The organism is Dactylosporangium fulvum, from assembly GCF_025137375.1.
Lineage (GTDB): Bacteria > Actinomycetota > Actinomycetes > Mycobacteriales > Micromonosporaceae > Dactylosporangium > Dactylosporangium fulvum.
The window spans coordinates 10,068,078-10,087,769 of record NZ_CP073720.1 but is presented as its reverse complement, the minus strand read 5'-3'; the positions used below and the strand labels follow the sequence as shown (position 1 = coordinate 10,087,769).

Sequence of the window (19,692 nt, the reverse complement as noted above, 5' to 3'; positions counted from 1 at the left end):
CCGCTGCCGGTCAGCTCAGCGCCCGCTTCGTCTCGTCGGTGCCGGTCGGCAGGTCGTCCAGCGCCAGATGGAGACCCCGCTCGAAGTCCGCGTCGAAGTCCTTGCCCAGGGCGCTGCGGGCGGCGGTCGTGGTGCGCTCGAGGTCGTCCCGCTCGGTGGCGGCGGCGGGTTTTCCGGCTGGCTCGCGGGCGGCCGCGGCGCCGCCGAGCAGCGTCGCGGCAGTGTGATGGTCTCCGCCGGCGACGGCCGTGCTGGCCAGGCCTGCCAGGGCGGCCGAGATGTCGCGGGCGCCGCCGAGCTTCCGTGCGACCCGCAGCGCTTCACGGTGGTGTTCGGCTGCCGTGGTCAGGTCGCCGCGGCGCTCGGCGATGTGGCCCAGCTCGACGAGGACGCTGGGGACGTAGAGGGGTTGGCCCGCTTCGGTGTCGCGGTCGACTGCGGCGTCGAGTAGCGAGCGGAGGTGTCTCGTGGCGCTGTCGTAGTCACCGGTACGACGGGCTGTCCAGGCCAGGCCCATGGTCGCGAAGGTAGCGAGCAGGGGTGCTCCCTGTTGCTCGGCGAGCGCGAGAGCTTGGCTGTTGTATAACCGGGCCTCCGGATAGTTGCCGCGTTCCATGGCGATCCAGCCCAGCCAACCGAGGTGGCCGGCGACGTCGGCCCACAGGCCGAGTTCGCGGGCGATGCCGAGTCCTTCGGTGTGCAGCGCGACAGCGGTGTCATATTCACCGCCCAGAGCGGCGTGCGCCCCGAGCCACCCGGTGGCCTGGATCATGCCCCAGCGGTCACCGAGTCGGCGGAAGAGTGCGGCGGCGCGGGTGCCGTCGCGGGCGACCGTCTCGGCGTCACCGCGGATGTAGGCGAGTTTGGCCAGCAGCGTGAGGGTCGCGGCCGTGCCCCACATGTCGTCGGTTTTGTCGAAGCGGGACAGGGTGTCGTTCAGCAGGGTCTCGGTCGCGGTGACGTCGCCGAGGTCGATTTCGGCGTAGGCGAGGAACCATGCGGCGCGTGCGTAGGCGTCGTCGTCGGCAGCGTCGTCGAACTCGCGCAGCGCCGCTTCGTGGCGGGCGGGCCAATCGCTCACGTCACCGAGCAGGAAGGCGAAGCCGGCCTCCCATGCGGTGGCCGTGGCCCGCGCCGAAACGGAGCTCGGTTCGGTGACGGCGGCCAGTGCGGTACGCATCGCACGGTGGGCCTCGCCGAGGCGGCCACGAAGGAACCAGTACCAGGCGAGCGCGTTGACGAGTCGCAAAACGGCCTCGCCGGCCCGCTCGCGGATGGCGAAATCCAGGGCGGTCCTCAGGTTGGCCGCCTCGGCGTCGAGGATGTGCAGCCAGTGTGCCTGGTCGGGTCCCCGCACCAGGGGTTCGGCCTTCTCCGCCAGCGCGATGTAGTAGTGAAGGTGGTGCTGCCGGGTCGGGCCGAGGTCGTCGGTTTCGCGGAGGCGGTCGAGGCAGTACGCGGCGACGGACTCCAACAGCCGGTAGCGGGGCGCGTAGGTGTTGCGTTCGACGCGCGCCACCAACGACCGGTCGACGAGGCGGGCGAGCAGATCCGGCACGTCGTGCGGGCCGATGTCGCCGGCGGCGCAGATCGCTTCGGCGGCTTCGAGTGTGCAGCCGTCGGCATGGACGGCAAGGCGGCGCAGGACGATGCGTTCGGGTGCGGTCAGCAGCCGCCAGCTCCAGTCGATGGTCGCGGTCAGCGTTTGGTGGCGGGGCTGGCCGCCGCGGTGTCCGGGCGCCAGCAGGCGGAACCTGTCGTCGAGGCCGGCAACGAGTCGCTGGATGCCCAGACCGCGCACCCGGGTCGCGGCAAGCTCGAGCGCCAGTGGGAGGCCGTCAAGGCGCCGGCAGAGGGCGGCGATCAATCCGGAGTTGGACGGGTCGAGGACGAACCCCCTGTTGGCGGCTGCGGCGCGGGCCACGAACAGTTGTACCGCGCTGGAGCCTCCTGGGTCGTCGGTGGCCTCCGGCAGGTCCAGCGGCGGCACCGGCCAGACGACTTCGCCGGGCACGTTGAGCGGCTCACGGCTGGTAGCGAGAACCACAAGATCCGGCGCCGCGTGCAGCAGCCGGGTCGCCACGGCAGCGGCGTCGGTGATGAGGTGCTCGCAGTTGTCGAGCAGGAGCAGCATCCGGCGGGGCCGGAGCGCGGCGGCGAGCCGGTCGACGGGAGGTGTGGCCCCAGCCGCGGTGTCTCGAAGGCCCAGCGTGGTGATCACTGTGTCGACGACCGCGTCTTCGCCCTCGTCGACGGCGGCGAGTTCGACCAGCCATGCTCCATCGGGGAAGGCCGGTTGTGCGTGACGCGCCGCCTCGAGCGCGAGCCGGGTCTTGCCCACGCCGCCTGGACCGGTCAACGCGACCAGCCGGTTCGCGTGAACCAGGTCGGTGACCTCGATGATGGCCTCGTCGCGGCCGAACAACTCGGTGACCGGGGCGGGAAGGTTGCTCGTCGGTTGCGGTGCCGGTAATGCTGTCGGGGGCGCGTCGAGCGCCGGATCCTGGGCCAGGACCGCCTGATGGAGCGCCGCGATCTCGGGTCCTGGTTCGACTCCGAGATCCTCGACCAGGTGGGATCGAAGTTCGGCGTACGCCTCGAGTGCCTCGGTCTGCCGACCGGACCGGTAGAGGGCCAGCATGCGCAGCCCCCGGGTCCGCTCGCGCAGCGGGTTCTCGGTCACCACGTCGGCCAGGGAGTCGGCGACCGCGGCGTGCCGGCCCAGCGCGAGGTATGCCTCGGCCCGGTCGTCGATGGCTGTCAGCCGCTGTTCCTCCAAGCGGGCCACAGCGACCTCGGCGAACGTCTCGTCGTGGTGGTCGGCGTAGGCGGGCCCGCGCCAGAGCGCGAGTGCGTCGTTGAGCAGCACGGCGCGGGCGTCCGCCCGCGGTTCGTCGGCTGCCCTGGTGAGCAGGGCGGCGAACTCGACCGCGTCGACCGAGCGGGCGTGGAGCGTGAACCCGGCCGGCCCGGACCCGATGAGCGCCCGGCTGCCGGGTTCGGTGTCGTCAAGCGCCTTGCGCAGCTGTGACACCTTGACGGCGAGCGCCGCCGCCGGGTTGCCCGGCGGGTTGTCGCCCCACAGCTCATCGACGAGGCGATCCGTCGTCACCGGTTGCCCCGCTCGCACCAGTAGTGCCGCGAGCAATGCCCGGACCTTCGCGCCGGGCACGGAGACCGTGCGCCCGTCGTCCGCCCATACCGTGAGCGGGCCGAGCACCCCGAAACGCATATCATCCACCCTCAACAGACAGGTTCCGGGCATATCCGGCAGCATCGTGCTCGGATCGCCTGCCCGGCGATGAACTGATGAGTCGCACGATGGCCACAGTACGTCGCCGCCCGGCTGGTCGGTCGGCGATAAAAGATCCGGCCGGCTGGTGCGTGTACCAAATGTCGCTCGGCGATGTACCGACGCCCGGAACCCTTGGTTCGTCGGACAACGGGAGAGCACCTGTGATGCCCAGGCTTCACCGGCGCACGACGCACGGTTTTGGCGGCATGGCCAACACCGCTTGCGGTCGCGCGCCGATCGCCGCGAGCGCCCACGGCAGCGAGTGCGTCGCTTGTACCGCCGCAAATGCCTGGCGACCCCGAGGGATTTGACCAAATGAATGTCGGCCGGCGCGTGCAGCGCTCGCACCACTTTGGTCATGCCTGGTCTATCGGCTGCGGCCAGCGCGGGCTCACGTCGCTGGCGTTTCCGCCTGCACGGCCACGTGGACGAGACGACAGGTCGGGCTTTATGCCCATGCACCACCCCGGACATCTCAACGTTCGACAGGGAGACGTTCGGTGGACATGTCCACCATGGCTGCAGCCGTGACCAATCGGGGCACGTCACCGCCTCCCGAACCGCCATTGACCACATCGATCGCAGGAGAGGTTGCCCTTGATGCGCACGGTCGCATCCGACGCACCACGCCCGCCCGCCACCGTTGCCGATGCAGCGCCGTGGTCGCACGGAGTCGCGCTGGCTGCACGCCACCGCGAAGATCTGCTGCACGACGGTCGATGCGTCGACGCCGGATACCGGGCAGGCCGATGCGGTTGCTGTCGGGTACGGCCACTGGCGGAGCGGCTGATCGCGGCCAGTAGCGGCTCGTGGGTGCAGCGGTGGACGGCCCGGCACGACGCACGGTCGTGCGGCCTGCCGGTGCTCGACCCGTCGTTCCCAGCCCGTCGGCCCGTCACGTCGCCCGCGACTGGCGAAGGCCACCACCGGCCGTTGGTGGGTGCGCGATGAGCCATCACCAGCCGGAGCCGATGCCGTCGCCGCGGCGGCGTGGATGGCGGCTGCGGGACCGCCGGATCCGGGTGAAGCTCGCGCTGATCCTCACGCTGCCGGTGGTCGCCGTCCTGGCCTTGGCCGGGGTGATCGCGGTCGGGGCGGCGTCCGGGGCGATGCGCGGCGAGCAGGCCCGGCAACTGGTGGCCCTGGGCGGTGCGGCCGGTGACCTGGCGGGGCAACTGCAGCGGGAGCGGGCCGGCGCGGCGCTGGTGTTCACCCGGGGCGGTGGGCCGGCGGCGGTGGAGGAGTACCGGAAACGGACTGCTGGTACCGATGCGGCGGCTGAGCGGTTCCGGGCGGCGCGGGCGGCGGTTCGGCTGCCGGATGGTCTCGTGGCGCCGGCTGACCGGGTCGTGACGCAGTTGGCGGCGTTGCCCGGGTTGCGGCAGCAGGTGCAGTCCGCGCCGGACGTGCGGGCCAGCCTGGCGCTGTTTCGGTATCGGGCGGTCATCGCCGACCTTGTGGCGTATCGGCAGGGGTTGAGCCAGGCCGGCGTGGACGCGGCGACGGCGAACGGTCTGCGGGCCAGCGCGACGCTGTCCCAGGCGGTGGAGTCGCTGGGCCTGCTGCAGGTCGCCGGGGTCCGCGCCGTTGACGTCGGGGCGTTGACCCCGGCCGGGCAGCAGGAGGTCCTCGCCGCGGACGCCGGGTTCGTCGAGGCGACGCAGGCGTTTCGGGATCTCGCCCCGGCGGGCTGGCAGACGGCGCTGACCGCCCGGGTCGGCGGTGAGCAGGTGCTGCGCGCGGAGCGCCTGCAGGGCGTCGTATTGCGGGCCGGTCCCGGCGAGGCGTTGCGGCTGGATACGGATGCGGCCGGCTGGGTGGAGGCGGTCGGTGCCCGGATGGCCGCGATGCACGCCGTGGAGGCCGACCTCGACGGTGCGCTGCTCGGCGCGGTCACCGGCGAACGCGACCAGCAGCGGCGCTCGGTCGTGCTGCTGAGCACGGTCGTGCTGGCGGCCTTGATCGCGGTCGTGGCTCTGGGGTGGTGGGTCGCGCGGTCCCTGGCCGCGTCATTGACGAGGCTGCGGGCGGGCGCGGAACGTATCGCCGGGCACCAGCTGCCCAGCATGGTGAGCGTGGTGGAGTCCGGCGGCGCGGACCTGGCCGCGGCGATCGAGGCGATGCGACGGGCGGCCGAGCCGCTGCCGGTGGACGGCCGGGACGAGGTCGGTCAGGTCGCGGCGGCGTTCAACACGGTGGTGGCCGAGGCGGTGCGGATCGCCGGTGAGCAGGTCGCCATCCGGGCATCGGTGGCGGCGATCTTCGAGGCGTTGTCGCGGCGGCTGCAGCGGCGGGTCGACCGGATGATCGCGAGTCTGGACCAGCTGGAGCGGCACGAGGAGGATCCGGATCGGCTGGCGCAGCTGTTCGAACTCGATCATGTCGCGACGCTGATCCGCCGGCTGATCGCCAGTTTGCAGGTGCTGTCCGGCACCGGCGCGGGCCGCAGCGTGCCAGCGGCGGTGCCGCTGCCGGACCTGCTGCGCGCGGCGATCGGTGAGATCGATGACTACCAGCGGGTGGACCTGCGCGGCGCTGACCCGGGCGTGGCCGTCGTGGCGCAGGCGGCCCCTGACCTGGTGCACCTGCTTGCCGAGCTGCTGGACAACGCCGCCACGTTCTCCCCGCCGCTGACACCGGTGGCGCTGGAAGGCTGGCGGGTCGGCGACCAGCTGCACATCCAGGTCAGCGACGAGGGCGTCGGCATCCGCGAGGAGGACCTGCCGTCGGTGCGGCAGCGGGTGGCCCGCCCAGACCTGACCGATCCGCGGACCGCGCAGCACATGGGACTGCCTGTGGTCGGCCGGATCGCACAGCGGCTCGGCATCACGGTCGAGGTGCGCTCACGGTGGCAGCACGGCACCTCGGTCGACATCACGGTCCCCGCCGCCCTGTTCACCACGACCGCACCTGCCCATGCGGGGAACCAGCCGACGGCAGAGCTGCCCGCCGTCGCCGCCATCCGGCCAGGACCGGCCGGGCCGCTGGCGCTGCCGTCGGCGCTGCCGTCGTGGCCGCCAGTCGCGGGTGACCAGCCCGCTGCTGCGGTCCGGGCACCTGCCGAGGTGCCGCCGTTGCGGATCTACGAGTCGGTGCGGGCGTCGTGGTTCACCGAAGGCGCGGACGGCGGCGGTGTGCCGGCGGTGCCGTCGGATTGGCAGGCAGCGTCCGTGGCCGCGGCCGAGGCGGGACGGGCTGCGCCGCAGCACGTGACCGAGCACGGACTGCCCGTGCGCCGGGCAGGTGCCCGCCTCATCCCGGCCGTGACGCAGCCAGCAGAGGTGACGCCGGTGCGACGCGATCCGGACGAGGTCCGGCGGCAGATGTCGGCGTTCCAGACGGGGCTCGGCGCGGCCGGGCGCCGATCCCTCCATGCGCTCGTGAAGGAGCCTGCACAATGAGATCGATCGGCCCCGACTGGGGCTTCCTGCTCGATCAGCTCACCGGCGTCCGCGGTATCGCCCACGCAGTCGCGGTGTCCTCCGACGGGCTGAAGCTGGCCAAGAGCCGCGGCCTCGAAGACGCGCACGCCGACCAGCTCGCCGGGTTCACCAGCGGCCTGGAGGCGCTCACCCGCGGGATGGCCTCGCTGATGGGGGCCACGCCGGTGGAGCAGACCGTGGTCGACATGGCCGGCGGCCGGATCGTGGTCATGGCCATCGGGGACGGCTCGATCCTGACCGTCCTCGCCGCGAAGGACTGCGACATGGGTCAGGTCGCGTACGAGATGGCGATGCTGATCAACAGCGTCGGGCCGGTGCTCACGCCCGAGCAGCGGGTACCGCAGCGGACATGACCAGCACCACGCGCGACACCACCCCCGCCACGGCCACCGACCTGGCGTCCGCCGGACCCGGCCGCCGGGCGACCGCGGCGAAGATTCTCGTCGCTGGCGGGTTCGGTGCCGGCAAGACCACGTTCGTCGCCGCGATTTCTGAGATCCCGCCGTTGCGGACCGAGGCCGTCATGACCGCGGCCAGCACCGGCGTGGATGACACCAGCGCGGTACCGGGGAAGACAACGACCACGGTCGCGATGGACTTCGGCCGGATCGGCATCGACCCGGCGCTGATCCTGTACCTGTTCGGCACCCCGGGGCAGGACCGGTTCTGGTTCATGTGGGACGAACTCGTCCGCGGCGCGGTCGGCGCGGTCGTGCTCGCCGACACCCGCCGCATCGACGACTCCTACGCCGCGATCGACTTTTTCACCGACCGCCGGCTGCCGTTCGTCGTCGTGTGCAACACCTTCCCCGACGCAGCGGTCTACGCCGATGCCGAGCTGCGCGAGGCCCTCGACATCGACGCCGAGGTGCCACTGCTGCACTGCGACGCCCGCGACCGCACCCAGGTCCGCGACAGCCTCATCAGGCTCGTCGAGTACGCGCTGCGCCTGCGGCAGACCGGCCGGCACCAGACCGGCCACCCCTCCTAAACCCACGGTTACCCCTCCGCGTACCGCGAACCTCTCGAAGGAGCCCCGTTGCATCCGCGACGACCAAGCAACCCGACCGCGCTGATGGCCGCAGTCGCCGCCCTGGCGGTGACCGCACTGGCCGGCTGCTCCGGCTCGGCCGCCAGCGGCGACCAGCAGCCCGCTGGAGGCCCGTTGAAGATCGGGCTGATCGTGCCGCAGTCCGGCCCGTACAAGTCGATCGGCGACGACCTGACCCGCGGCTGGCAGTTCTACCTCGACAGCCACGGCGGCAAGCTCGGCGGCCACACCGTCGAGGTCGTCACCGCCGACGAGGCCGAAGGCAAGCAGACCGCGCTGAACTCCGTGAAGAAGCTCCTCGACAAGGACAAGGTCGTCGCGATCGCCGGTACCGGCACCGCCGACTCCGTCGAGTCGATCAAGACCTTGGTCACCGAGGAGAAGGTGCCGTTCGTCGGCACCGGCGGTCGGCCCTCGACCCTGACGGACCTGACCTACATCTGGCACACCAGCTGGCTGTCGCGGGAGACCGGACAGGCGATCGCTCAGCATCTGCGTACCACTGTTGACGGGCCGGTGTACGTGATCGGCCCGGACTACGTCGGTGGGCATGATCAGATCGGCGGGTTCGTCGACACCTTCACCGGCGCCGGCGGCAAACTCGCCAACGACGGCGGCAAACCGGCCTGGACGCCGTGGCCGGCCACGACGAACTTCCTGCCGTACCTGAACAAGGTGACCGGCAGCGGTGCGAAGGCGGTGTACTGCTTCTACGCCGGCACCGCCGCGGTCGACTTCGTCAAGCAGTACGAACAGGCTGGGTTGAAAGGCAAGATCCCGCTCTACGCGGCGGGATTCCTCACCGAGGGCGCCGTGCTGACGGCGCAGGGCCCAGCCGCAGACGGTGTTCGTACGGTGCTCAACTACGCGGCGAACGTCGACAACCCCGCGAACCGGGCGTTCGCGCCGGCGTTCCAGCAGAAGTACTCCGCGGCGCCGAACATCTACAACGTCACCGGCTTCGACGCCGCCCTCGTGCTCGACCTCGCCATCGCCGCCGCAGGTGAGCAGCCGACCAGCCAGTCGATCAATGCCGCGATCGGCAAGCTCGGCGCGATCGACTCCCCGCGCGGCAGTTGGCGGTTCGGGACCGCGCACTCACCGATCCAGCCTTGGTACCTGCGCGAGGTCCAGAACGACGGCCGCGCCCGCGCCAACGTCGTCGTGCAGAACCTGACCACCCTCGGCAGCTGAACCCGTCTGGAGTTCCGTTATGACCACCACGACCACCGGCACCGGTACCCCGGCCTCGTCGCCGGGCCACTACACGTTCGACAACGCCAACCCCGACGCCGAGCAACAGGTCCGGCTGCTCGCCGAGATTCTCGACGGGCACACCACCGACGTCCTCGCCCGTGAAGGCGTCGAAAGCGGATGGACCTGCCTGGACCTCGGCGCCGGCGCCGGCACGATCGCGACGTGGCTGGCCGGCCAGGTCAGCCCGAGCGGCCTCGTCGTCGCCGTCGACCAGGACCCGCGGCACATCCGCACCCACCAGCTCATCGACGTGCGCATCGCCGACATCACCGTCGTCGACCTCGGCACCGACGTCTACGATCTCGTCCACGCCCGGCTGCTGTTCATGCACCTGCCGCAACGCGAGGACCTGCTGCGCCGGGCCGCAGCAGCCCTCAAACCCGGTGGTGTCCTCGTCGTGTCCGACTGGGACTGCCGCCGCCTCGACGAGATGCTGCTGCGTTCCACCACCGACGTCGCCGAGGCGTTCCTGGCCTTCCAGACCGCGCTGGTCGGCCTCGCCGTGGACAACGGCGCGTCCGCCGACTGGGCCAACCGGCTGCCCCTCGCCATGCTCGACACCGGCCTCGTCGACGTCACCGCCAAGGTCCACAACGAGCTGTGGCGCGGCGGTGAGGCGGGCTGCCTGCTACACGCGTGCAACAGCCGGCAGATGGAGGCGGCACTGCTCAGCCGTGGTGTCACCGCCGAGCAGCTCGCCGTGCTGCGCGAGGGCATGGCCGACCCGGCCACCGTCGCCTGGTCCTACCCGATGGTCACCGCCATCGGCCGCCGCCCCGAACAGTAACCGGCAGGGGGCCAGCAGGGTCCGGCAGGAACACCGAGCGGAAAGGGACCAGGGGTCGTGGGGCAGGTGGGGACGGTCGCGGTGACCGCGGTGGACGGGGTGGCGTTCGGGCTGCTGCTGTTCACCGTGGCCGCTGGCCTGGCGTTGACGTTCGGCGTGATGGACGTGCTCAACCTGGCCCACGGCACGTTGTACCTGGCCGGCGCCTACCTCGCGTATCTACTCACCGACGGGACCATGCTCGGGCTGGCCGTGGCCTTGACAGCCGGGGCGGTGGCCGGCGCCGGCGGCGGCGCCACGCTTGCCGGGCTGCTGCGTCCCCTCGCCAGTGCGGGCCCGGGTGCGGGCCACCTCGAACAGGCGCTGGTGACGATCGGGCTCGCTTTCCTCGCCGCTGACGGCTTCACCACCGGCTTCGGCGCCGTCCCGCTCCCGGCGGAACCTCCTGACGTACTGGCGGGCCGGGTACAGCTCGGCGGTCACGGCTATCCGGTGTACCGGCTCGTGTTCATCGCGGTCGCCACGGTCATCGCCGTCGTCCTGCACTGGACGGTACGCCGCACCACGGCCGGGCTGATGCTGCAAGCGACCGTCGCCGATCCCGGCATGGCCGCCGCCACCGGTATCCGCACCGGCCGGGTCCGCGTCGCGGCCCTGGCCTGCGGCGGGGCCCTGGCCGTCACCGCCGGGGTGCTCGGCGCGCCGCTGCTGGGCCCCGCCCCCGGCGTGGACACCACCGTGCTGATCCTGTCGTTGATCGTCGTCGTGCTCGGCGGTGCCGGCTCCGTCCCGGCGACGCTCGGCGCCGCCCTGCTTGTTGGGCAGGTGCAGACCGTCGGCGTCCAGCTCGCCCCGCAGATCGCACCGTTCGCCCTGTTCGGCGCGATGCTGCTGGTCCTGCTGGCGCGAGGCCGTGCCACCGTCACACCGGCCGGGGTGAAACCCGCATGATCCCCACGGTCTGCGCACCGCCGGCCCGATCGGCCGCTGCGATGACGGCGGTGCCGCTGCGGCTGCGGTGGTACCCGTACGCCGGCAAGGGCGTGCTGGCTGCCGCGATGGCCGGCGGGATCGCGCTGCCGTGGATCGCCGACGCCTATACCGTGTCTCTCGCCGCCACCGCCGTCGTCCTGGCCGTGCTCGCCATGAGCACCCAGCTGCTGGTCGGCGTCGCCGGTCTGCCCTCGTTCGGGCAGGCCGCCTACTTCGGTGTCGGCGCCTACACCACCGCCCTGCTCGCCCGGGCGGGCATCACCGACGGACCGGTCCAGCTCCTCGCCGCGACCCTTGCCGGGGCGGTCGCGGCGGCCGTGACCGCCCCGCTGGTGCTGCGCACCCGCGGCACCGCGTTGCTCATGACGACGTTCGCCGTGCAGAGCCTCACCGCGACCGCCGCGTCGCAGTGGACGGCGCTGACCGGCGGCGACGACGGCCTGCACACCCCGCCGGTAAGCCTGCCGGTGGCCGGCGCGCTCACCAGGGCCGCCGCAGTGTACTGGTGGGTGCTCGGCTGCCTGCTCCTGGCCGGTGCGGTCACCGCGCTCGTGCTGCGGTCCCGGCTCGGCCTGGTTCTGCGCGGCTGTGCGGGGCATGAGCCTCGGCTCGCCGCGCTCGGCCATCCGGTCCAGGCCGAGCTCGCCGCCGGCTACACCGTCGCCGGCGCGCTCGCCGGGGCGGCCGGGGCCATGCTCGTCGCGGTCAACCGGTACATCTCCCCGGCCGACATGGGCTTCGACGTCGCCGCCGTGACCTTCCTCGCCGCGGCCATCGGCGCCGGCACGATGACCGGCGCCGTCGCCGGCGCCGCCGCCGTGGTCGCCGCCCGGGACCTGTTCGGCGGGATGACGGGCGGACACGGCCACGCCCTGCTCGGCGCGTTGTTCCTCACCGTCGCCTACGCCCGTCCGGCCGTTCGCAGTGTCGTGGCCCGCCGCCGGGACCGTGCCGGTGGTGACGGCATTCCAGCAATCCCAGCCGCCGTGGACGGCGACGTCGCAGCGGAGGGACGCTCATGAGCAGCCTGCTGCTGCAGGCCGATACGGTGAGCCGCCGCTACGGCGGGCTCACCGCCCTCGACAACGTCAGCCTCGCGGTGCCGGCCGGAGCCCGGCACGCGGTGATCGGCGCCAACGGGGCCGGGAAGACCACCCTGTTCCACTGCGTCGCCGGCACGATCCGGCCCAGCAGCGGCCGGATCCTCCTCGACGGCAACGACGTGACCCGGCTCGGGCCGGCGGCCCGAGCCCGTCGCGGCATCGGCCGTACCTTCCAGCACCCCGCCGTCGTCGGCGGGCTCACCGTCGCGGCGAACCTCGCGCTCGCCGTCACCTGGTGGGCGCCAGCCGGGGTGCGCAGCCGGATGCTCGCCCGCAGCACCCGCCCGAGTGTCCGCTCGGGCACCGTCGACGCCGCGCTGGACGCGGCCGGGCTGACCGCGTATGCCACTGTCCGGGCCGGTGACCTGTCCTACGGGCTGCGCCGCCGCGTGGAGCTCGCGACCGCGCTCGCCGCCCGGCCACGGCTGCTGCTGCTCGACGAACCCTCCGCCGGGCTCGACCCCGACGAGATCACCCAGCTCACCGCCACACTGCGGGCGCTGCCCGCCGACATGGCCGTACTGCTCATCGACCACCACCTCGACCTGGTCTGGGCCGTCGCCGATACCGTCACCGTGCTGCACCACGGCCGGCACATCACCACCGGCCCTCCCGCCGCGGTGCGCACCGACCCGGCCGTCCACGCCGCCTACCTCACCCCACCCGCCGCCCGCCATCAGCCGCCCGCCGCGCTGGGATCAGCCGCGCCGACGAGCCACCCCCGCGGCAGGGCGGCCGGTTGGCCGGTTGCAACACCGGTGCTGCAGGTGCAGGCGTTGCGGGTCGGCTACCACGGTGCGGCGGTCCTGCACGACGTCGACCTCGACGTGCCCGCCGGGACGGTGGTGGCGGTGCTGGGCCGCAACGGCGCCGGCAAGAGCACCCTGCTCAACACGATCGCCGGCCTGCAGCCCCGACACCCCGGCAGCCGGATCGACCTCGACGGCCGGCCGCTGCCCGCCCGGCCCGAGCAGGCCGCCCACGCCGGTGTGGCGATCGTGCCGCAGGGCCGGCGGCTCGTTCCCGGCCTGACCGTCGCCGAGCACCTCACCCTCGCCGCCGCCGCCCGCCGCCCCCACACGGCCCGCCGCTGGGACCGCGACGACCTCCTCACCCTGCTGCCGCCGCTGGCCGCCCGGCTCGGGCACCCAGCGGCGCGGCTGTCCGGCGGTGAGCAGCAGATGCTCGCCCTGGCCCGCGCACTCGCCGGCGGCCCTCGGCTGCTGCTGCTCGACGAACCCGCCGAAGGACTCGCCCCGGCCATCGTCGAGCAGCTCGCCACCGCGATCCGGCAGGTCGCCGCAGGGCAGATGACGGTGCTGCTCGCCGAGCAGCACCTGCCACTCGCCCACGCCGTCGCCGACCGTGTCGTCGTCCTCGACCGTGGCCGCCTCGTCTTCGACACCCCGGCCGCCGGCCTGCACGACAACGCCGTCCGGCACCGGCTCGAGGTCCTGCTCGGAGTCGCTGCCGGGAGCCCCGCCGGGAGCCCCGGATGAGCCGTCCACGGTCCCACCGATTCGCCTTGTTGTGCCGGTCTGACAGCCGGCGGGACTTCGAAATGACAGGAGATGAACGACATTGGCGATAGCAGCCGACGCAGGTGACATGCGGGCGCTGGAGCCCGACCGAGTTGCTGGTGAACGGCGACGGCGGTTCGCGTTGCTGGACCGGATGCCAGATGCGCAGCCGATTGCGTGGCCGTGCGTGAACCCGGCCCCGGCGCAACGGCGGCCGGAATTGCGTGGCCCGGCGGTGGACGTGAATCGGCAGGACCGGCGATCATGACCGCGCCGGAACACCGCACGGTGTCCGTAACGCACGGGCCGGCCCGGGACCGCAGCCAGACATGGGCGCCGACCGGCAACGTCCGGCGCCGCGAGCAGCGCGTCGAGATGGCTCGCCGGTGCACCGTCCGCACCGAGCCGATCCGTGCCATCGCCCGGGACACCGGCATGTCCGGCTGGCCCGTTGTTGTGACCCGGTCTCAACCGATCATCGAATGCCGATCGTAAGAGGACGGTAAGCGGTACACGGCAGCCTGCCGGCAAGAGATCGAGGCCGTCTCATGGCGGCGCCGGACGGGAAGGAACGCAGGAACGTGGGCAATCTGATCATCTCCACCTTCACGACGCTCGATGGTGTCCAGGAGAACCCGCAGGACTGGTCGCTCGACTTCTGGAGCGACGAATACGGGCGCTACGCGCGGGATCAACTGTTCGCCGCCGACGCGCTCATCATGGGCCGGCTGACCTACGAAGGGTTCTCGGAAATCTGGCCGACGGTCGACGACGAGGGCACCCCGACCGCGGGTTACGCGAGCCGTATGAACAGCATCCGCAAGTACGTTGTGTCCCGGACTCTCGACAAGGTGGCCTGGACGAACACCGAGCTGCTGGAGGGCGATCTCGTCCCGGCCGTCCGCGCCCTCACCCGACAGGAGGCGGGCACGATTCTTGCTTTCGGGTCGGGCGGCGTGGCGCGGGCACTCGCCGGCGAGGGGCTGGTCGACGAGCTTCGTCTCTGGGTGCACCCCGTTGTGGTGGGCAAGGGCGAGTCCGTCTTCGCGAACTGGCCCGCGACGCAGCTGGATCTGGTCTCCCAGACCCAGCTTCCCAAAGGCGTGGTGATCCTGTCCTACCGGCCGAAGAAGACGGACTGACCGTAGACGAGTGTGCTGATCAAAGGAGCGCCGAGTTCGGCGCTCCTTTCGTTTGTCCGTTGTGTCTGCGGTATCCATCGGTGTCCGTGAGGCCGGCACCGCCCATCGATGTGTGCCGCTGGCGCACTTCCCGGTGTGCCGGCCCGTCAAATAATCACCTGTCAGGCCGGCGCCGAGTGAAACGAGCAGTTGATGCACGTAGTCATACGTCCGCGAGTTCTCTATTTCGGGACTCCCGTGGTTCTGATCAGCACCGTGAACGAGGACGGCTCGGCGAACCTGTCACCGATGTCGTCCGTCTGGTGGATCGGCCAGTCGTGCATGTTGGGTCTCGACGAGACGTCCAAAACCACGGAAAACATCGCGCGGACCGGAGAATGCGTGGTGAACCTGCCGTCCTCCGAGATGGTGGACGCGGTCGACCGATTGGCGCTGTTGACGGGAAGCAAGCGGGTGCCACCGCACAAGCTTCAGAAGAAGTACCGGTACGAGCCCGACAAGTTCCGGGCGGCCGGGCTCACCGCATGGCCGTCCGACGAGGTTGCGGCGCCGCGGGTCGCCGAGTGTCCAATTCAGCTCGAGGCACGCGTCGACCGGATTCATCCCTTCGCCGAGGAGGGATCAGGCGTGGTGGCGATCGACGCCCGGATCGTTCGGGTGCATGTCGAAGAGAAGCTGCTGATGAGCTCGAATCCGCGGTACATCGATCCGGACAAGTGGGATCCGTTGATCATGAAGTTTCTGGAGTTCTACGGCGGCGGGCAGAACGTACATCCGTCACGGCTCGCCGAAGGTTGGGGAGCACCGTCGAGAACTGACGGGGTCGGCATGGACCCGGGACGTCTCAGCGCATAGGACGTCGCGCCGAAGTTGAGGTCCGTAGCTCCGACTTCAGACACCTGTTCGTCAGCGATCGAGATGCGAATCTAAAGGGAACGGAAAGCGGCCTCTCGCATGGTGGGGTCACGCGGGAATCACCTACGCGTGTGGATCACAGGAGGCTTCCATTGTTCAGTCATAGGCGCTTGGCGTCGTTGCTCGGCGTGACAGCGGCAGTGAGTGCTGCTCTCGCGGCCGGCGGTCAGCCGGCGGCAGCTGCCGACAGTCACCACCAGCTACGGTCCGGGGGATGGGCGGCGGCATGGGCGGCGGCGCCGCATTCCCCGGTCCCGGGAAATCCGTTCGACGGACCGAACTGGTCTCTCGAGGGATTCACCGAGCAGTCCGTCAGGCAAGTCGTCAGGGTCAGCGCTGGTGGGACTCGGGTGAGAATCCGGCTGTCCAACGAGTACGGGACCGCACCGGTGCGCCTCACCGGCGCCACCATCGCCCGATCCGGCGACGGTGCCAGTCTCAAGCCCGGCACCGTGCAGCAGTTGCGGTTCGGGCACCGCGGCGAGACGGTCATACCGGCAGGTCAGGCGGTAGCGTCCGACGCGACGCCGATGCGGGTGTCCGCCCTGGACGCGTTGACGGTCACGCTCTACTTCAAGGCACCGTCCGGTCCGGCGACCTTTCACCAGGGCGGGCTGACAACCACATATCGGGCGGCCGGCGACCGCCGTTACGACCACGGGTCGGCGGCCTTTCGCGGCGAGACCAGCAATGCTCGCTACTTCATCACCGGCGTTGACGTAGCCGGTGCCGGGACACCGGCAGGGGCCGTCGTCGCCTTCGGTGATTCCATCACCGACGGGCACGGGTCGACCTCGGGAGCAGACAATCGTTATCCCGACCAGTTGGCCGAACGGCTGGTCGGCTCTGGGCGGCGGGTGAGCGTCGTCAACGCGGGAATCGGGGGCAACAAGCTGCTCGCGGACTCACCCTGCTACGGCGAGCGTGCTGTTACTCGCTTCAACCGCGACGCGCTGAGCCAGCCCGGGGTGCGGACCGTCGTGGTCCTCGAGGGTGTCAACGACATCGGCGCGGGCGGCTATCCGGACTTCGGCTGCGGTGCCTCGCATGTGGTGACCGCGTCCGAGGTCATCTCCGCCCATCGGCGGCTCATCCAGTCGGCACACCGCGCCGGCGTCAGAGTCATCGGGGCAACCATCACCCCCATGAAGAACTCCACCGGCTATTACTCGGCAGAGAAGGAAGCGGTGCGGGACCAGTTCAACAGCTGGATCCGCAACAGCGGTGAGTACGATGCCGTGGTCGATCTCGACCGGATTCTCGCCGATCCCAAAGACACCGATGCGTTGGCGTCCCGATTCGACTCAGGCGACGGCCTGCACGTCAACGACGCTGGAGCGGACCGCATAGCTGAGGCCGTCAGCCGGGCGCTGTGCTGACGGTTACGCCGCCCGGCAGCCAGCAAGCCCCGTGCGACAACACACACGCGCTTGACCCGGTGGTCGGTGCCAGGTCAACCATGGATGTCGTCGCAGTGGTCCGGCGCGCCGCAAGCCATGGGTGGCGTGTCAGCTGATCGGTGCTCCAGGAGTGGCCCGGCCGGTGCGCATCAGCCGGCCGGGCCGCCGGCCGGCTGATGCCGGCCACCCGTCGCCAACCGCGGCTGGACCGATCCGCTCGTGCTGACGCTGCTGCTGTTCGGCGGGTTGATGCTGGTCGTGTTCATCATCGCTCAGCGGACGGTCGCGCAGCCGCTGCTGCCGCTCCGGGTCCTCCTCGACCGGACACGGGGCGGAGCCTTCCTCGCGATCGGGTTGCCGCAGCTGGCGCTGTTCGGGTTCTTCCTGGTGCTGACCTATTGGTTTCAGCAGCTCCTCGCTACACGCCGATCAGCGCCGGGTTGGCGTTCCTGCCCCTGGCGTTGGCGATCGCGATCGGCTCGACGCTGATCGCCGGCCTGCTGGGGCCGCGACTGGGGACGCGTCACTTGATCATTCCGGCGCTCGTGGTGATGGCCGCGGGGATGGCGCTGTTGGTCGGACTCACACCCGGCACGCCGGAGCTGTATCTCACACGGTTCCTGCCCGCCGAGATCCTGATCGGTCTCGGGCTCGGCTGCACGATCACCCCTGCGGTCGCGGCGGCGACCAACGGCGTGGGCGACGACACCGGTGCGGCATCGGCCACGGTGAACGCCGCCACTCAGCTCGGGGGATCAATCGGTACCGCATTGCTCAACACTGTCGCGGCGATTGCCACTGCGGACGCGATCCGCGCGGCACCGGGCCAGAACGTGATCGATGGTGCCATCGTCGCAGGTTTCGACGCTGCGCTGTGGACTGCGGTGGCGCTTCTTGTGCTGGCGGCCGTGGCTGTCGCCGTTGTCATGCCCAGGACCTCCCAGCCTGGACCGGTGGCACAGGTCAAGCAAGAAGAGGATCAGCGCTGAGCAGTTGACCCTCCCACGCAGGGAGACACGATGCTGGGTGCTGTCGGTTCGCTCAACATGCCGAAGGGTCAAAATGCCAACGATCCAGCAACTGGTTCGCAAAGGTCGTAAGAAGAAAACAAAGCAGTCCAAGACGCCCGCGCTGAACGGCAACCCACAACTCGCCGGGATCTGCGTGCGGGTATATACGACGACGCCCAAGAAGCCCAATTCGGCCTTGCGGAAGGTGGCACGGGTGAAGCTGTCGAGCGGTGTGGAGGTTACCGCGTACATTCCGGGAGAAGGGCACAATCTCCAGGAACACTCGATGGTCCTCGTCCGTGGCGGCCGGGTGAAGGATCTTCCCGGCGTCCGCTACAAAATCATTCGAGGGGTGCGGGACACGGCAGGCGTGCGTGGGCGTGGACAAGGTCGCAGCCGCTACGGATCCAAGCAGAAGGGTTCGTAGACGTTGCGAGCCTTCCCGAGTGACCCACGGGCAGCAGGCCCGTAACCTGAGGTAATGGGTGAGGTCGAGCTGGTGGTCGATCGCCGTGCCCGCGGTTGACTCTCCCACGGTGGGAGACCTGATGGTGGAGGCGTGACGGTAGGCGACGAGGAACTGCTGAGCATCGGTGACCTGGCCAAACGGTCCGGTCTGCCGGTCAAGCTCATCCGGCGCTGGTCCGACTGCGGGCTTCTGTCTCCGGCGGACCGCACCCGGGCCGGATACCGCCGCTACGACGCGCGAGCCGTGGCACAACTCGAGCTGGCGAGGACGCTGCGGGAGCTGGGTCTCGGTCTGGCGGCGATCCGCGAGGTCATGGGATCGGAGCGAGGCCTTTCCGAGGTGGCGGCCACACACGCCGACGCGCTTGATGCTCAAATTCGGAGGCTACGGCTGCAACGCGCTGTTTTGCGTTGGGTCGCAGCGCATCATTCGACCGCCGAGGAACTCTCAGTCGTCAGCAACCTGACCCGTCTGTCCGCCGCGGAACGTGCCGCGATGATCGACAGGTTCATCGCCGAGACGGTCAAGGGTCTCGATGTGCCCGATTATCGCGATCGGCTTCGGGCCGCCGCGCCGGAGCTCCCTGACGACCCGACAGCCGAACAGGTCGACGCGTGGATCGAGCTCACCGATCTGATTCAGGATCCGAAGCTGCGAACGGCGATGAACCGGGTCGCCAGATACGCGGATGAGCACGCACCGGGCTCGCACGAAGCCGCTGAAACGGCTGCTGTCGAACGAGTGACCGAGATGTGGACCCAAACTGTGTTCAGGGCCCTGGCAGACGACATCTCCGCAGACTCGCCGGACGCTGAGCGGATCGTCGCCGAGATCGTCAGGGTCTGGCTGCCCACTCAAACAGGGATCGGCGACGACTGCCGCGAGGCCAGACGCAGGCTGCTCGAGCAACTCGAGATCGCCGCGGATGCTCGCGCGGAACGCTACTGGCAGTTGGTATGCATCATCAATGGGATGCCGGCGCCACCGAGCAGCGCCGCTGCGGGCCGGTGGCTCGTTGCCGCACTGCGCGCAAATCCGCAACCAGCTTCCAAACCCATGAATACGCAAGCGTCCGTCGCGGCCCGCCAACGAGCACTGAATGCAACGCCGTCGCACCAGCGCCGACGTTACCGCGTGGTCTTCACCGCGAACTGGAAGCGGCATTCGGTGCCCCCAAGGACGGATGGAGCCTTCGTAGGGTCCGAGGGCCAGCGTTATTCTCCGTGGACGCACTTCAAACGTGGGCGTTCGTCCACAGATTAGCCTCGACCCCATCGTCAAGGCGGTCCGCGGAAATCATCCGATCT

16 protein-coding genes are annotated in these 19,692 nt (G+C 70.5%); 15 read left to right on the top strand and 1 reads right to left on the bottom strand.

From position 1 onward, the window contains the following. Nucleotides 1–10: 10 nt before the first annotated feature. Nucleotides 11–3,232, bottom strand: a complete 3,222-nt coding sequence (locus Dfulv_RS46500) for a BTAD domain-containing putative transcriptional regulator (protein ID WP_259860192.1) — start codon at nucleotides 3,230–3,232, stop codon at nucleotides 11–13. Nucleotides 3,233–4,242: 1,010 nt separating this feature from the next. Between Dfulv_RS46500 and Dfulv_RS46495 the strand changes: the two genes are divergently transcribed. From Dfulv_RS46495 to Dfulv_RS46425, 15 genes are all read left to right on the top strand, one after another. After that, on the top strand, nucleotides 4,243–6,696 hold the full coding sequence (locus Dfulv_RS46495) for a sensor histidine kinase (protein ID WP_259860191.1): 2,454 nt from the start codon (nucleotides 4,243–4,245) through the stop codon (nucleotides 6,694–6,696). Further along, nucleotides 6,693–7,091, top strand: a complete 399-nt coding sequence (locus Dfulv_RS46490) for a roadblock/LC7 domain-containing protein (protein WP_259860190.1) — start codon at nucleotides 6,693–6,695, stop codon at nucleotides 7,089–7,091. The genes Dfulv_RS46495 and Dfulv_RS46490 overlap by 4 nt, the downstream gene beginning before the upstream one ends. After that, on the top strand, nucleotides 7,088–7,729 hold the full coding sequence (locus tag Dfulv_RS46485; RefSeq protein ID WP_259860189.1) for a GTP-binding protein: 642 nt from the start codon (nucleotides 7,088–7,090) through the stop codon (nucleotides 7,727–7,729). The genes Dfulv_RS46490 and Dfulv_RS46485 overlap by 4 nt, the downstream gene beginning before the upstream one ends. 48 nt (nucleotides 7,730–7,777) lie before the next feature. Beyond that, nucleotides 7,778–8,983 carry an ABC transporter substrate-binding protein gene (locus tag Dfulv_RS46480; RefSeq protein WP_406567893.1) on the top strand — a complete coding sequence of 402 codons (1,206 nt, stop codon included), beginning with the start codon at nucleotides 7,778–7,780 and terminating at the stop codon, nucleotides 8,981–8,983. Nucleotides 8,984–9,002: 19 nt separating this feature from the next. Continuing rightward, a complete protein-coding gene (locus Dfulv_RS46475) occupies nucleotides 9,003–9,833 on the top strand; it encodes a class I SAM-dependent methyltransferase (protein WP_259860188.1) in 831 nt (276 codons plus the stop codon). Nucleotides 9,834–9,890: 57 nt separating this feature from the next. Continuing rightward, complete coding sequence (locus tag Dfulv_RS46470) at nucleotides 9,891–10,784, top strand: branched-chain amino acid ABC transporter permease (protein WP_259860187.1); 894 nt, start codon at nucleotides 9,891–9,893, stop codon at nucleotides 10,782–10,784. After that, a complete protein-coding gene (locus tag Dfulv_RS46465) occupies nucleotides 10,781–11,848 on the top strand; it encodes a branched-chain amino acid ABC transporter permease (RefSeq protein WP_259860186.1) in 1,068 nt (355 codons plus the stop codon). The genes Dfulv_RS46470 and Dfulv_RS46465 overlap by 4 nt, the downstream gene beginning before the upstream one ends. Then, nucleotides 11,845–13,428 carry an ATP-binding cassette domain-containing protein gene (locus Dfulv_RS46460; RefSeq protein ID WP_259860185.1) on the top strand — a complete coding sequence of 528 codons (1,584 nt, stop codon included), beginning with the start codon at nucleotides 11,845–11,847 and terminating at the stop codon, nucleotides 13,426–13,428. The genes Dfulv_RS46465 and Dfulv_RS46460 overlap by 4 nt, the downstream gene beginning before the upstream one ends. Nucleotides 13,429–13,997: 569 nt before the next feature. Beyond that, a complete protein-coding gene (locus Dfulv_RS46455) occupies nucleotides 13,998–14,591 on the top strand; it encodes a dihydrofolate reductase family protein (RefSeq protein WP_259860184.1) in 594 nt (197 codons plus the stop codon). 255 nt (nucleotides 14,592–14,846) lie between these two features. Next, nucleotides 14,847–15,446 carry a flavin reductase family protein gene (locus Dfulv_RS46450; protein ID WP_319805740.1) on the top strand — a complete coding sequence of 200 codons (600 nt, stop codon included), beginning with the start codon at nucleotides 14,847–14,849 and terminating at the stop codon, nucleotides 15,444–15,446. Nucleotides 15,447–15,895: 449 nt separating this feature from the next. Then, nucleotides 15,896–16,885, top strand: a complete 990-nt coding sequence (locus Dfulv_RS46445) for an SGNH/GDSL hydrolase family protein (protein WP_259860183.1) — start codon at nucleotides 15,896–15,898, stop codon at nucleotides 16,883–16,885. Between the two features lie 240 nt (nucleotides 16,886–17,125). Next, entirely contained in the window at nucleotides 17,126–17,395 is a 270-nt protein-coding gene (locus Dfulv_RS46440) for a hypothetical protein (RefSeq protein ID WP_259860182.1), read from the top strand. Beyond that, nucleotides 17,347–17,895, top strand: coding sequence for an MFS transporter (locus Dfulv_RS46435; RefSeq protein ID WP_259860181.1), 549 nt, complete (start codon nucleotides 17,347–17,349; stop codon nucleotides 17,893–17,895). The genes Dfulv_RS46440 and Dfulv_RS46435 overlap by 49 nt, the downstream gene beginning before the upstream one ends. A gap of 73 nt (nucleotides 17,896–17,968) precedes the next feature. Further along, nucleotides 17,969–18,343 carry a 30S ribosomal protein S12 gene (gene rpsL / locus Dfulv_RS46430; protein WP_259860180.1) on the top strand — a complete coding sequence of 125 codons (375 nt, stop codon included), beginning with the start codon at nucleotides 17,969–17,971 and terminating at the stop codon, nucleotides 18,341–18,343. Nucleotides 18,344–18,475: 132 nt separating this feature from the next. Further along, a complete protein-coding gene (locus Dfulv_RS46425) occupies nucleotides 18,476–19,648 on the top strand; it encodes a helix-turn-helix domain-containing protein (RefSeq protein ID WP_259860179.1) in 1,173 nt (390 codons plus the stop codon). The last annotated feature ends 44 nt before the right edge of the window (nucleotides 19,649–19,692 follow it).